The sequence below is a fragment of the Embleya sp. NPDC055664 genome (assembly GCF_053618075.1).
This window is the reverse complement of record NZ_JBSHGZ010000018.1, coordinates 105,231-119,794: the sequence shown is the minus strand read 5'-3', so window position 1 is coordinate 119,794 and position 14,564 is coordinate 105,231. Positions and strand designations below refer to the sequence as shown.

Annotated in this window: 4 protein-coding genes; all 4 read left to right on the top strand. The window is 72.9% G+C overall.

What is annotated here, in order from left to right; genetic code table 11:
• Positions 1–6: 6 nt before the first annotated feature.
• The 4 genes from ACWGR4_RS26755 (at position 7) to ACWGR4_RS26740 (ending at position 14,553) form a co-directional block, all read left to right on the top strand.
• Complete coding sequence (locus ACWGR4_RS26755) at positions 7–2,907, top strand: aminotransferase class III-fold pyridoxal phosphate-dependent enzyme (protein ID WP_452130264.1); 2,901 nt, start codon at positions 7–9, stop codon at positions 2,905–2,907.
• A 68-nt stretch (positions 2,908–2,975) separates the two neighbouring features.
• Complete coding sequence (locus tag ACWGR4_RS26750; RefSeq protein WP_380000328.1) at positions 2,976–4,487, top strand: DHA2 family efflux MFS transporter permease subunit; 1,512 nt, start codon at positions 2,976–2,978, stop codon at positions 4,485–4,487.
• 186 nt (positions 4,488–4,673) lie between these two features.
• Positions 4,674–5,876, top strand: coding sequence for an acyl-CoA dehydrogenase family protein (locus ACWGR4_RS26745; protein WP_452130263.1), 1,203 nt, complete (start codon positions 4,674–4,676; stop codon positions 5,874–5,876).
• Positions 5,877–6,111: 235 nt separating this feature from the next.
• The gene (locus ACWGR4_RS26740) at positions 6,112–14,553 is read left to right on the top strand and encodes a type I polyketide synthase (protein ID WP_452134253.1); all 8,442 of its coding nucleotides are present in this window, start codon (positions 6,112–6,114) and stop codon (positions 14,551–14,553) included.
• Positions 14,554–14,564: the final 11 nt, after the last annotated feature.

Sequence of the window (14,564 nt, the reverse complement as noted above, 5' to 3'; positions counted from 1 at the left end):
GACACGGTGAACGCACCCACCCGCTACGCCGAGGCCCTGCTGACCGGAATGCTCGGCACCTTCGGTCTGGACGTCCAGTACGTCCGGGCGGAGCGCAACTCGCTGTACTACCTGGACGACACCGGCACCGAGGTGCCCGTGCTCGACCTGATCGGGGGCTGGGGCTCGCTGATGCTCGGGCACAACCATCCGGAGATCGTGGCGTACGCGAAGGAACTCCTGGACACCGGTTGGCCGGTGCACTCCCAGCACTCCGCGCACCCGGTCGCCGACCAGGTCGGCGCGGTGCTCAACGGCATCCTGGGCCGCGAATTCCCCGGCGCCGAGCCGTATTCGATCGGCTTCGCGAACAGCGGTGCGGAGGCGGTCGAAGCGGCGGTCAAACACTGTGAGTTCGACCGGGTGTTGCGGATACAGAGCCTGGTCCAGGAGATCGAGTGGCACGCCGACGTCGCGCTTCGCGCGGTGAGCGACGGAAGCGCGGCGCTACCCGACGACACGTCGCTGCTGCCCGGCGACGTGCCGGTGCCCACCACCGTCGAGGAGCTCGCCGGAGTGCTCGGTGCGATGGCCGCGCACAACCTCTCGCGCGCGGGTACCGGCCCGGTGTTCTTCGCCCTGGAGCGGGCCTTCCACGGAAAGCTGATGGGCAGCACCCAGTTCACCTACAACCCGCTGTTCCGGGCGGCGTTCGCGGCACTCGGCTCGACGGTGACCTTCGTGCCGCCCAACGACGCGGCGGCGTTCGAGAAGGCCGTCGCCGAGCACCGGGTCACCGTGCTCGACGTGGAGGTGGTGCACGGTCGGGTCACCCTCGTCGAGCGGGCCTTCCCGGTGATCGCCGGACTGATCGTCGAGCCGATCCAGGGCGAGGGCGGAATCCACGAGCTGACCGAGGAGTTCGTCGCCCGCGTACGCCGGATCTGCGACGAGGTCGAGTGCCCGATCGTGGTCGACGAGATCCAGACCGGGATGGGGCGCACCGGCCGGTTCTTCGCGAGCAGCCACATCGGACTGCTGGGCGACTACTATGTGTTGGGCAAGTCGCTCGGCGGCGGCATTGCCAAATCCTCCGCGTTCCTCGTGCGACAGTCGCGCTACCGGCCCGAGTTCGAGCTGGTGCACAGCTCCACGTTCGCCAAGGACGGCTTCTCCACGGCGCTCGCGCTGCGCACCCTCGACCTCCTGGAGGCCGACGGCGGGGCCGCGTACGAACGGGCCGCCGAGCGCGGCGAGCGCATCCTGGGCATGCTGCGCGAACTGGCCGCCGAATTCCCCGACGTGGTGGCCGACGTGCGCGGACGCGGGCTGCTGATCGGGCTGGAGTTCGCCGACCAGAGCAACGCGTCGTCCGCGATCATCCGGGGCAAGGCACAGGCCGGGCTGCTCGTCTTCCAGCTGGGCAGCTACCTCCAGGCGGTGCACCGCATCCGCACCGGCCCCACGGCCAGCGTGCCGACCATGTTGCGGATCGAGCCCTCGATCCACATCAGCGACGAGGAGATCGATCGGCTGCGGACCGGCCTCACCCAGGTCTGCCTGATCCTGCGCAACCAGGACGCACTGCCCCTGGTGCACCCGCTGACCGGCGCCGGCGGCCGGCCGCCGCGCGTGGAAAGCGCGGACTTCCGGCCGCGGCGGGGCGATTCGGCCGTGCAGGCCGAGTCGGGCGTACAGGCCACGCCGACCGAGCCGGCCGACCGTCGCGTCGCGCTGATCGGCTACCCGCTGACCCCGGACCTGCTGCGGGAGGTCGACCCCTCGCTCGCGGACCTGGACGACGAACACCTGCTCGGCTACTCCCGACGGTCCGAACTGCTCAAGGACCTACCGGCATTCGCGCCGATCCGCTTCGACTCGCCGCAGGGCACGTCGGTGGACCTCACCGTCTACCCGCTGCTGGTGTCCTCGCAGCAGTTGCGGGAGTACCAGGTCTCCGGGCAGACCTTCCTGATCGGCCTGGATCTCGACCGCCGGGTGCGCGCGGCGAAGGCGGACGGCTGCGACACCGTCGGCCTCGGATTCGGCCTCGGCGCGGTCGCCGGCCACGGTCGCGCGCTGCGTGTTCCCGGAATCACGGTGACCGCCGGCAGCGCGCTGGCGGTCGGCTCGGCGCTGGCCGCCGTCCGACACGCCGCGACGGAGCGGCTGGGCGGGTTCGCCGGAGCGACGGTGGCGGTCGTCGGCGCCGGCGGCCGGATCGGCTCGGCACTCGCCGTACTGAGTGCACGCGAGGCCGCCGTGATCGTGCTCGTGGGCAGCGGCCGATCCGGCTCTGCCGATCGACTCCGGGCCACGGAGCAGTGGATCTACCAGGAGGCGTGGGCGCGGATCGCCACCGGCGACGCGTCGACGGGTCTGGCGGCGGCGCTGTCCGCGGAGCCGCTGATCACCGGCTGGCTGGCCGAGGGACGCGCCGCCGACGAGCCGAGCGGGGCCGCCATCGCCGCCCACCTCGCCGAAACGCACGACGTGAACCCGTACGTCGTGGTCACCGACGATCTGCCGGCGGTGCGCCGGGCCCAGGTGGTCTTCGCGGCGCATTCGAGCCCGGTCCCCGTGCTCGACGGAAAACACCTCGCGGACGGCGCCGTGCTCGGCGACGTGTCCTTCTTCGGCACCGGCGCCGAATGCGCCGCGACGGTCGGCCGCGACGACCTGCGATACGTACGCGCCGGCGTGCTCTCCGTATCCGACGGGGCCGAAGTGCCGCGCGCCCTGGGCATCTCGCCGAACACCGGTGAGCTGCTCGCGGGCGTGGCCGAGGCCATCACGCTCGCGTTGTCCGGCGACGGCGGACCCGCGGGCGACGGCGGACGGAGCGGCGCCGGCGCCCTCACCGGTGAGCGGGTGCAGGCCGTGATCGACCTCGCGCGGCGACACGGCTTCGAGACCGTCACCCCCTGAGAACCGCCGGATACGGCTCGCCGGACCATCGGCCGATGGTCCGGCCCGATCAACAGAAGGTACGCGGAATGTCAGAGTCAGCAGATTCCGAGTCGAAAGTGGCGGCGGAGGGCACGCCGGATCTCCACTACACCAACCGCTGGTTGATCCTGGCGGTGATCGGTCTCGCCCAGATGACGATCTTCCTGGACACGACGGTCGTCAACATCGCGCTGCCGTCGGCGCAGGCGGATCTGGGCTTCGCCGACGGGGACCGCCAGTGGGTCGTCACGGCCTACGCGCTCGCCTTCGGCAGCCTGCTCCTGCTCGGCGGCCGACTGGTCGACCTCGTGGGGGCCAAACGCTCGCTGATGATCTCGATCGTCGGCTTCGGCGTGATGTCGGTGCTGGGCGGCGCCGCCAACGGCTTCGCGATGCTGGTGACCGCGCGCGCGTTGCAGGGGGCGTTCGCCGCGCTCGTGGCGCCGGCGGCGCTGTCCTTTCTGCTGACCGTGTTCAAGGATCCGAAGGAACGGGTCACCGCGTTCGGGGTCTACGGCGCACTGGGCAGCGGCGGGCTCGCGCTGGGGCTGATCCTGGGCGGCGCGTTGACCGACTGGCTGGACTGGCGCTGGTGCCTGTACGTCAACGTGATCCTGACCGCGGTCGTCTTCGTGGGCGCGCTGCTGACGATGCAGAACCGGCAGGCCGCGCAGCGCCCGGAACGGCTCGACCTGCCCGGCACGGTGACCGCCTCGGTCGGCCTGTTCTGCCTCGCCTACGGTCTGTCCAACGCCGCCGACGGCGAATGGGGCGGCGCCGATGTGTGGGGCTACCTGGTCGGGAGCGGGATCCTGCTCGTCGCGTTCGTCGTGTTCGAACTGCGCTCGCGCACCCCGCTGTTGCCGATCCGGATCGTGCTGCACCGCAACCGGGGCAGCGCCTACCTGGCGATGTTCCTGCTCGGTGTCGGGTTGTTCGTGCAGTTCCTGTTCCTGACCTACTACCTGCAATTGATCCTGAAGTTCACCGCGATCGAGAGCGGCCTTGCGTTCCTGCCGATGATCTTCGGCATCGCGATCGGCGCGACCACCGTCCCGCCGGTGCTCGAACCCAAGCTCGGCGCGCGCATCCTGATCCCGGCGGGCCTGCTCCTGGCCGCCGTCGGGTCGTTTTGGCTCAGCCGGCTGAGCACGGACAGCTCGTACGCCGCCGGCGTGCTCGCCCCGTCCTTCATCGCCGGCATCGGCTTCGGCCTGGTGGTCTCGCTCGGTGCGGCGGTGGCCACGGTCGGGGTCGAACCGCAGGACGCCGGCGCCGCGTCGGCACTGGTGAACACCGTGCAGCAGGTGGGTGGTTCGATCGGAACCGCGCTGCTGAGCACGCTGGCAATCACCGCGGCGGACTCGTTCGTCGAGGGCAAGGAGAAGACCGCGAAACTGGCCGCGGAGGCGTCCGTGGAGAGTTATACGACCGCCTTCTTCTGGGGCGCGATGGTCTTTCTCGGGGGGGCGATCGTCTGCGGCCTGCTGTTCGACCGCTTTGTGACGGCGCAGACCGACCCGGAGATCGAGGAGCCGGCCACTCCGGTCGGCGCCTGATCGGTTTCGCCGCACCGGTCGTCCTGCGGTACTGGTTCCCAGTACCAGCGGGGCGACCGGTTTTTGGTTTCGGGGCGCTGGGATCGGCCGGCCGCAGGGGATTGACTCGACTGTGAGACGCGGTGCGTGAGCCCGCCCCGATCGGGGCCCGGGCCCGCCGGCGACCCCCGATCGCAGGAGGATTTCATGACAACCGTGACCAGTGAGCGGGCGGAGGAGACGGCCGCGCCCGCGGTCGACCCGGCCGAACTCGTGACCCGTGCCCGCGAACTCGCCCCCCTGATCCGCGAGCACGCGGCGAAGACCGAGGAGGATCGTCGGCTCGCCGAGGAGGTCGTCGTCGCGCTGCGCAACGCCGGGCTGTTCCGGCTCACCACGCCGACCCGGTTCGGCGGCTACGACCTGCGCATGCCGGACCTGCTGACGATCGTCGCCGAGGTCGGCCGGGCGTGCGGCTCGGCCGGCTGGAACCTGTCCATCGACACCGCCTCCACCCGGTTCGCGCTGAACGGGATGCCGGAGACCGCGCTGTCCGACATGTTCGAGGGCAACCCCGACGCGTACGTGATCTCCACGGCCCACCTGAGTACCACCAAGGCGTGGAAGACCGACGGCGGGTGGCGGATCACCGGCACCTTCCCGTGGAGCTCGGGCTGTGAGATCGCCGACTGGGCCTACATCCCGGTCGTGCACGTGTACGACGGTGACGAGCAGACCGCGGACCTGGTCGGCGGCGTCGTGCCGATGAGCGACCTGAGGATCGAGCGCACCTGGCACTCGGCCGGCCTGGGCGGCTCCGGCACGCATACGGTCCTCGCCGAGGACGTGTTCCTCCCGGAGCGGCACGCCGCCGCGTTCAGCCTCACCGACCTCGTCGGCGAGGACGAGCGGGACAGCATGCTCGTCCAGGGCAGCGCGCAGTCGCTCGCCGCGATCGTGGGCGCGGCACGGGGCGCTCTCGAGGTCACCCGGGGCGCCCTGGACAAGAAGCGGCCGATCACCTACGTGAACTACGAGGCGGCCATGGACGCGCCGTCGGTGCAGATGTGGTTCGGCGAGGCCACCCACCTGGTGGAGACCGCCGAGTTGCACCTGCGCGAGATCGGCCGCTCGCTCGACGGGATCCCGGAGACCGCGCCGATGCCATGGGCCGAGCGGGCCCGGCTGCGCATGCACCAGCGCTCCGCCCAGGAGAAGTCGCGCGCGGCCGTGGAGCGCATGCTCGACGTGGTCGGCGGCAGCTCGTTCGCCCTGTCGAACCCGCTCCAGCGGCTGTGGCGGGACATCTCGGTGATGAGCCGGCACACCGCGCTCAACGCGCCGATCATCCTGGAGGACTACAGCCGCGCGGCGCTGGACATCCACCCGGCGGTCACCCTCCTCTACTGAGGGATGCGTCGAGGGATTTCGGCGAGGGATTCGGATTCCATCGAAGTAGATATCGAATGCGTCGGTATTGCTCGGCGACCGGGAGGGTCCGGTGGCCGTCGGGCAATACCGACGTTGTTTTTGGGAGTGCGGTCCGCCCGGAATTCCCCTGTTGGTTTCGCTCACCAGATTCGCCGGCGCACTTTGGGCCGGAGGAACAAGCCGTTCCGCGGGCACACGGCGTTGACTGGGGAATATGAGACGGATCGCCGTGGTCGGGTTGGCTTGTCGGTTGCCTGGGGCCGGCGACGGCCGCGCTTTCTGGCGGTTGTTGCGGGACGGGACGGACGCGATACGGGAGGCCCCCGAGGACCGCCTGCGCGGCGTGGAACCTGCGCACCGCATCGGCGGGTTCGTGGCCGACATCGACCGCTTCGATGCCGCCTTCTTCGGCATCTCGCCGCGCGAGGCGGCGGCGATGGACCCGCAGCAGCGGCTGATGTTGGAACTGGCCTGGGAGGCCCTGGAGGACGCGCGGATCGTGCCCGCGCACCTGGCCGGCGGCGACACCGGGGTGTTCGTCGGCGTCATGTGGGACGACTACGCGGCACTGCAGGACCGGCTCGGCGCGGCCGGGATCGACCGGCACACGATGACCGGCACCCGCCGCTCCATCATCGCCAACCGCGTCTCCCACCACCTGGGCCTGCGCGGCCCGAGCCTGGCCGTGGACACCGCGCAATCCTCCTCGCTGGTGGCGGTACACCTGGCCTGCGAGAGCCTGCGGCGCGGCGAGTGCACGACGGCCGTCGCCGGCGGGGTGAACCTGAACATCCTGACCGAGACCACACTCGGCGCGGCGCGGTTCGGCGGCCTGTCCCCCGACGGCCGGTGTCACACCTTCGACGCCCGCGCCAACGGCTTCGTCCGCGGCGAGGGCGGCGGCGCGGTGGTGCTCAAACCGCTGGACGCCGCGCTCGCCGACGGCGACGACATCTACTGCGTCGTCTCCGGCGGCGCGATGAACAACGACGGGGCGGGCGAGGGCGAACACACCGGCCTCACCGTGCCGAGCCGGTCCGCCCAGGAGGAGGTCGTGCGCCAGGCGTATCGGCGGGCCGGCATCACCCGGCGCGCCGTGCAGTACGTGGAACTGCACGGCAGCGGTACGAAGGTGGGCGACCCGATCGAGGCCGCCGCGCTCGGCGCCGCACTGGGCGGCCGGGTCCGCCGGTCCGGCGCGCCGCTGCGGGTGGGTTCGGTCAAGACCAACATCGGCCACCTGGAGGGCGCGGGCGGGATCGCCGGGCTGCTCAAGGTGGCATTGAGCATCCGGCATCGGATGTTGCCGCCGAGCCTGCACTTCGTCGCGCCGCCCCCGGAGATCCCCCTCGACGAGCTGGGCCTGCGGGTGCAGACCGCGCCGACGCCGTGGCCGCAGCCGGACCGGCCGCTGGTGGCGGGGGTCAGCTCGTTCGGGATGGGTGGCACCAACTGCCATCTGGTGCTGACGGAAGCACCGCTCCCGGTCTCGAAGGTCGGTTTCTCGATCGGCCGGCCGGTGGAGGCGGGCGCGGTGGCGTGGCCGGTCGCGGGCCGTACCGCCGCGGCGCTTCGGGGTCAGGCCGACCGGCTGTCCACGTTCCTCGCCGAGGAGGTGTCGTGCGCCGCAGACATCGGCCGCTCGCTGGCCACCACCCGGACCGCCTTCCGGCACCGCGCGGTCGTGGTCGGCGCCGACCCGGCGGAACTGCGGCGTCGCCTGGCCGAGTTCGCCGCCGGCGCGGCCGTCGCGGGGGTGGTCGAGGGGCAGGCCGCGGCGACCGGGAAGGTCGTGTTCGTCTTCCCCGGGCAGGGCGCGCAATGGGCCGGGATGGCGCTCGAACTCATCGAATCCGTTCCGGAGTTCGCCGCCTCGATGCGGGACTGCGAGCGGGCGTTCGCGCCGTACGTCGACTGGTCGCTCCGCGAGGTGTTGGGCGATCCGACCGCGCTGGAACGGGTGGACGTGGTCCAGCCCGCGTTGTTCGCGGTGATGGTGTCGCTGGCCCGGCTGTGGCGCTCGTGCGGGGTCGAGCCGGCCGCCGTGGTCGGACACAGCCAGGGCGAGATCGCCGCCGCGTGTGTGGCCGGAGCGCTCTCGCTCGACGACGCCGCTCGGGTGGTGACATTGCGCAGCCGGGCCCTGTGCGGGCTCTCCGGCGGCGGTGCGATGGTGTCGGTGCTGCGGTCGGCCGACGCGGTGCGCGAGCGGATCGCAGAGTACGGCGGCACGGTGTCGATCGCGGCGGCGAACGGCCCGTCGTCGGTGGTGCTTTCCGGCGATCCCGACGCGCTGGACGCGCTGATCGCGCGGTGGACCGAGGAGGGCATGGAGACTCGACGGATCGCGGTCGACTACGCGTCCCACTCGGCGCAGGTCGAGCAGATCCGCGAGCGGCTGCACACCGTTCTCGACGGGATCCGGCCGATGCCCTCGTCGGTGCCGTTCTACTCGACGGTGACCGGCGACCTGCTGGACACCACCGAACTGGACGCCGCGTACTGGTACCGCAACCTGCGGCGGACCGTGGAGCTGGAACGGGCGTCCCGGGCGCTGATCCGGGACGGACACGGCGTGTTCGTCGAATGCAGCCCGCACCCCGTGCTGCTGCCCGCGCTGCGGGACACCATGGAGCAGGGCGGGACCGGCTCCGGGGTGGTCGCCGGCTCGCTGCGCCGGGGTGAGGGCGGGCCGGCGCGATTCCTCACCTCGCTCGCCGAGGTGCACGTGCGCGGGGTCGAGGTGGACTGGCCCCGCGTGTTCGCGCTGCGCGACGCGCGTACGGTGGCCCTGCCCACCTACGCCTTCCAGCGCGAGCGCCACTGGCTCACCGAGTCCGCGGTTCGGGCCGTCGCACCCGACGCGGAGCCTGCGGTGACCGGTCCGGCCGGGGTCACGGCCGTGACCCCGGCCGGACCGGAAATGCTCGGTCTGGTGCGGTCGATCGTCGCGGTCGTGCTCGGTTACTCGGGCGGCGACGCGGTGGATCCGGACAGTACGTTCAAGGACCTCGGGGTCGACTCGTTGTCCTCCGTGGAACTGCGGGACCGGTTGGGCGCGGCGACCGGGCTCGTGCTGCCGGCGGGGTTGTTGTTCGGGTATCCGACGCCCGCCGAACTCGCCGCGCACCTGCGGACGCCGGCCTCCGGCGGCGAGCGGTCGAGCGATGCCGGTGAAACCGTGTCCGACGGCGACGAGCCGATCGCCATCGTCGGGATGGCCTGCCGGCTGCCCGGCAAAGTCGCGTCGCCGGAGGACCTGTGGCGGCTGGTGACGGAAGGGACAGACGCCGTCACGGAGTTCCCCGACAACCGGGGCTGGGACCTCGACCGGCTCCACGCCGCCGACCCGGACCGGGCGGGCACCTCCTACACCCGGCACGGCGGATTCCTGCACGACGCGGACCTGTTCGACCCGGAGTTCTTCGGCATCTCGCCGAGGGAGGCGCTGGCGATGGATCCACAGCAGCGCCTGCTCCTGGAGACGTCCTGGGAGGCGCTGGAGCGGGCCGGCATCGACCCCGTCGGCCGGCGCGGCACGTCCGTGGGGGTCTTCGTCGGGGCGATGGCGCAGGACTACGGCCCGCCGCTGCACGCCGCGCATGCCGAGTCGGACGGGTACCGGCTCACCGGCAGCACGATCAGCGTCGCGTCCGGCCGGATCGCCTACACGCTGGGCCTGCAGGGGCCGGCGGTCACCGTGGACACCGCGTGCTCCTCGTCGTTGGTGGCGCTGCACCTGGCGGCGCAGGCGTTGCGGGCGGGGGAGTGCTCGTTGGCGCTGGCCGGTGGGGTCGCGGTGATGTCCGGTCCCGGGATGTTCGTGGAGTTCAGTCGGCAGCGCGGGTTGGCCGAGGACGGCCGATGCAAGGCGTTCGCGGCCGGCGCGGACGGTACCGGGTGGGCCGAGGGCGCCGGGATCGTGGTGCTGCAGCGGCTGTCGGACGCGCGGCGCGACGGGCACCGGGTGTTGGCCGTGGTCCGGGGCAGCGCGATCAATCAGGACGGTGCGTCGAACGGGCTGACCGCGCCGAACGGGCGCGCCCAGGAGCGGGTGATCCGCCGGGCGCTGGCCGGCGCGGGGATGGCCGCGACGGACGTCGACGTGGTCGAGGCACACGGGACCGGGACGACCCTCGGCGACCCCATCGAGGCCGAGGCGCTCGCGGCCACGTACGGGCGCGGTCGGGCCGCGGACCGCCCGCTGCTCCTGGGCTCGCTGAAGTCCAACATCGGCCATGCCCAGGCCGCCGCCGGGGTGGCGGGCGTGATCAAGACGGTGCAGGCGCTGAGGTACGGCGTGGTGCCGAGGACGCTGCACGTCGACGAGCCGAGTCCGCACGTGGACTGGGCCGGCGGGGGACTGGAGTTGGCGACCGAGACGCGCGAGTGGCCGTCGACCGGACGGCCGCGCCGAGCCGCGGTGTCGTCGTTCGGGATCAGCGGGACCAACGCCCACGTGATCCTCGAACAGGGCGAGTCGGCGGGGGGATCGGGGCCGGAGGCCGAGTCGGCGCGTGCGCCGGAGGGTACGCGGGCCGCGAGGAGCGGGCGCGCGCCGGAAGCCGGGCGCGCTGCGGCGCAACCCGGGCGCGATGCGGCGGAGCCTGTGTGCGACGGGCCGGAAGCCGGGCGCACTGCGCCGGAGCCCGGGCGCGATGTGCCGGAAGCCGGGCGTGCCGCGTCGGAACCCGGGTGCGCCGCGCCGGGTGGCTCCCGTGTGCCCGTGCTCTCGTGGGTTCTCTCCGCGAGCAGCGAGGACGCGCTGGCGGCGCAGGCCGATGCGCTGTTGTCCTTCCTGGACGCCAATCCCGACGCGAACCCGGCGGACGTCGGCTTCTCCCTGGCCGGCGCCCGCGCCGGCCTGCCCTACCGTGCCGCCGTGATCACCGCCGATCCGGCCGCGCGCCGCCGAGGCGTGAGCGCCCTGGCCACCGGCGCGGACGCACCGACCCTCGTACGCGGCAGCGCGCAGGCGTCGGGCGGCGTGGTGTTCGTCTTCCCCGGCCAAGGCTCCCAATGGGTCGGCATGGCCACCGAACTCATCGACGAGGCACCCGTGTTCGCCCGGTCGATGCGAGCCTGCTCGGAGGCGCTCGCGCCCCACGTGGACTGGAACCTGTTCGACGTGTTGCGCGATCCCGCCGCGCTGGAACGGGTGGACGTGGTCCAGCCCGTGTTGTTCGCGGTGATGGTGTCGCTGGCCGCGCTCTGGCGCTCGTACGGGATCGAACCGGCCGCCGTGGTGGGCCATTCGCAGGGCGAGATCGCCGCCGCCTGCGTAGCCGGTGCGCTGGACCTGGCGGACGCGGCCAGGGTCGTCGCGCTGCGCAGCAGGGCCATCCTGGCGCTGTCCGGCGCGGGCGGCATGGTCTCGGTCGCGCTGTCCGAGGACGAGGTGGCCGAACGCCTGCGCCGCCACGCCGGTCGGCTCTCGACGGCGGTGGTCAACGGCCCGGGATCGGTCGTGGTCTCCGGCGACGTGGACGCGCTGGAGGAGCTGATCGCCGAGTGCGAGGCCGCCGAGGTGCGGGTCAAACGACTGCCGGTGGACTATGCGTCCCATTCCGCGCAAGTAGCGGCAATAGCCGATGAATTGGCCACGGTGCTGGCCGATACCACGCCGCACCCGTCCGCGATCCCCTTCTACTCGACGGTGACCGCCGGCCCGCTGGAGACCACCGCCCTCGATGCCGGCTACTGGTATCGCAATCTCCGCGAACAGGTTCGCTTCGCCGAGACGGTCGAGGTGCTGGCCGAGCGCGGGCACTCGTTGTTCGTCGAGGTCGGCCCGCACCCGGTACTCACGGCGGCGATCGAGGACGTGGCGGAACACGCGCCGGCAGTCGGCTCGTTGCGCCGCGACGAGGGCGGAATCGCGCGTTTCCTGACCTCGCTGGCCGAGGCGTACGTACGCGGAGCGGCCCCCGACTGGCGGGCCGTCTTCCCCGACGCACGGCGGATCGACGTGCCGACCACGGTGTTCCGTCGGCGCCGGTTCTGGCTCGAACCGACGCCCGACGGCGACGCGGCGGGCGTCGCGGCGGCCGGACTGGCCGCCGCAGGGCACCCGTTCCTCGGCGCCGTGATCGAACTGCCGGAATCCGGCGGCGTCCTGCTTACGGGGCAGCTCTCCCGCCGGGCCCACCCCTGGCTGGTCGACCACGGCCTCGGCGACACGGTCCTGCTGCCCGGCACCGCGTTCGTCGAACTGGCGATCCGCGCGGGCGACGAGGTCGGGTGCGAGCGCCTGGCCGAACTCACCTGCGAGGTCCCACTGGTGCTGCCGGCGCACGGCGGGGTGGACCTCCGGGTCACAGTCGCCGAGCCCGACGGGTCCGGACGCCGGCCGTTGGCCGTCCACGCCCGCCCGGCCGACGGTTCCGGCGACTGGACCCGGCACGCGAGCGGGCTGCTCGACCACGGCCCGGCCGAGGAGTTCGACCTCACCGCATGGCCGCCGCCCGGCGCGGTCGCCGTCGACTGGGACGGCGACCACGCGCGTTGGACCGCGCTGGGTTACCACTACGGCCCGGCGTTCCAGGGCCTGCGCGCCTGGTGGCGACGCGGTACGGAGATCTTCGCCGAGGTCGCGCTGCCGCCGGGAATCGAGGCGGACGCGGGCCGGTTCGCGCTGCACCCGGCCCTGCTGGACGCCGCGCTGCACGCCGTCGTCGGCGACGCCCCCGACACCCGCCTGCCGTTCTCCTGGCAGGGCGTGTCGCTGCGGGCCGGCGGCGCGGCGGCCCTGCGGGTGTGGATCACGCCCGACGGCGAGGACACGGTCACGCTACGCCTCGCCGACGCCACCGGAGCGCCGGTGGCCTCGGTGGAATCCCTGGCCCTGCGGCCGATCCCGGCCGGTACGCCGATCACCGGACCGGCCGACGCGCTGTTCCGCGTGGACTGGATCGAGGCCCGCCTGCCGGAAGCCGCCCCCGAGACCGGCCCGTGGGCGCTGATCGGCGCCGACGACTTCGGGCTCGGCGGACCCACCCACCCCGACCTGGACACGCTGGCCGCCGCCGGGCCCGTCCCGGACCTGGTGCTCGCACCGCTGACCGGCGAGCCCACCGCGGCCGGTGCGCATGCCGTGACCGGCCGCGCGCTGCGCCTGATCCAGGACTGGCTCGCCGACGAACGTTGCGCCGCGTCGAGGCTGGTCCTGCTCACCCGCGACGCGATGGTCGTGGAGTCCGCCGAGGCGGGCGCGGCGGGGATGGCGGGCGCCGGCGTGTGGGGCCTGGTGCGCGCGGCCCAGCGCGAACACCCGGACCGCTTCGTCGTCGTCGACCTGGACGGCCACGAGGCATCGACCACCGCCCTGCCCCTGGCCCTGGCCGGCGCGGAGCCGCAACTGGCCCTGCGCAAGGGGCGTTCGCTGATCCCTCGGCTGGCCCGAGTCAGCGGGACGGCCGCGCCGCGCCCCGACCTTGCGGCGGGCACCGTACTGATCACCGGCGGCACCGGCACGCTCGGCGCCCTGTTCGCCCGCCACCTGGTCGCCCACTACGGCGTGACCCGCCTCCTGCTGGCGGGCCGACGCGGGCCGAACACCCCCGGCACCGCCGAACTCGTCGCCGAATTGGCCGAGTCGGGCGCCACAGCCACCGTGGTCGGCTGCGACATCGCCGACCGGGACGCGCTTGCCGCACTGCTGGCGTCGATCCCCGCCGAACACCCGCTGACCGGCGTCGTGCACGCCGCCGGCCTGCTCGACGACAGCGTGATCGAGGCCATGCGCCCCGAGCAACTGGCCCGCGTACTGCGACCGAAGGTCGACGCCGCGCTGAACCTGCACGAACTGACCCGTGGACTCGACCTGTCCATGTTCGTGCTGTTCTCCTCGATCGCCGGCATTCTCGGACTGCCCGGACAGGCCAACTACGCCGCCGCCAACACCTTCCTGGACACCCTCGCCCAACACCGCGCCGCCCACGGCCTGCCCGCCCTCTCGCTCGCCTGGGGGCTGTGGGCGCAACCCGGCGGGATGACCGGCCGCCTCGCCGACACCGACCTGAGCCGGCTGCGCCGTGCCGGCGTGGCCCCGCTGATCTCGACCGACGGCCTGGCCCTGTTCGACGCCGCGATCTCCTCCGGCGCCGCCCTGCTCGTCCCGGCCCGGATCGACCAGGCCGCGATCCACGCGCAAGGCCCGGTGCCGGCGCTGCTGCGCGGCGTGATCCGCGCACGGGTCCGGCGGGCGGAGGCGGCCGGCGGCACGACCGCCGAAGTCGCCTCCCTGGCCGACCGCCTGGCGGGAATGCCCGACGCGGACCGCGCCGAGGCGCTGCTCGATCTCGTTCGCGAACACACCGCCACCGTGCTGGCCCACGGCACCCCGGGCACGATCGTCCCCGGCCGCACCTTCAAGGAACTCGGATTCGACTCGCTGACGGCGGTGGACCTGCGCAACCGACTCGGTGCGGCCACCGGACTGCGGCTGCGCGCCACGCTGGTCTTCGACTACCCGACCCCATCGGCCCTCGCCGGCCACCTCGGCACGGCACTCGCCCCGGCGCAGCCGGCCGCGCGACCCGGGCGACCCCGGCAACCCGAACCGCCCGAGCAACCCACGCAGCCCGTAACCGAGTTGAGCGGGCTGGAGCTCGACGAACTGTTCGACCTCATCGACGGCGAACTCGGCCTGTCCTGAGAACTCGGCCC

Bases quoted from the DNA above. Each gene is read 5' to 3' on its own strand.
- ACWGR4_RS26745 (WP_452130263.1), top strand. From the start codon at position 4,674: ATGACAACCGTGACCAGTGAGCGGGCGGAGGAGACGGCCGCGCCCGCG.
- ACWGR4_RS26750 (WP_380000328.1), top strand. From the start codon at position 2,976: ATGTCAGAGTCAGCAGATTCCGAGTCGAAAGTGGCGGCGGAGGGCACG.
- ACWGR4_RS26740 (WP_452134253.1), top strand. From the start codon at position 6,112: ATGAGACGGATCGCCGTGGTCGGGTTGGCTTGTCGGTTGCCTGGGGCC.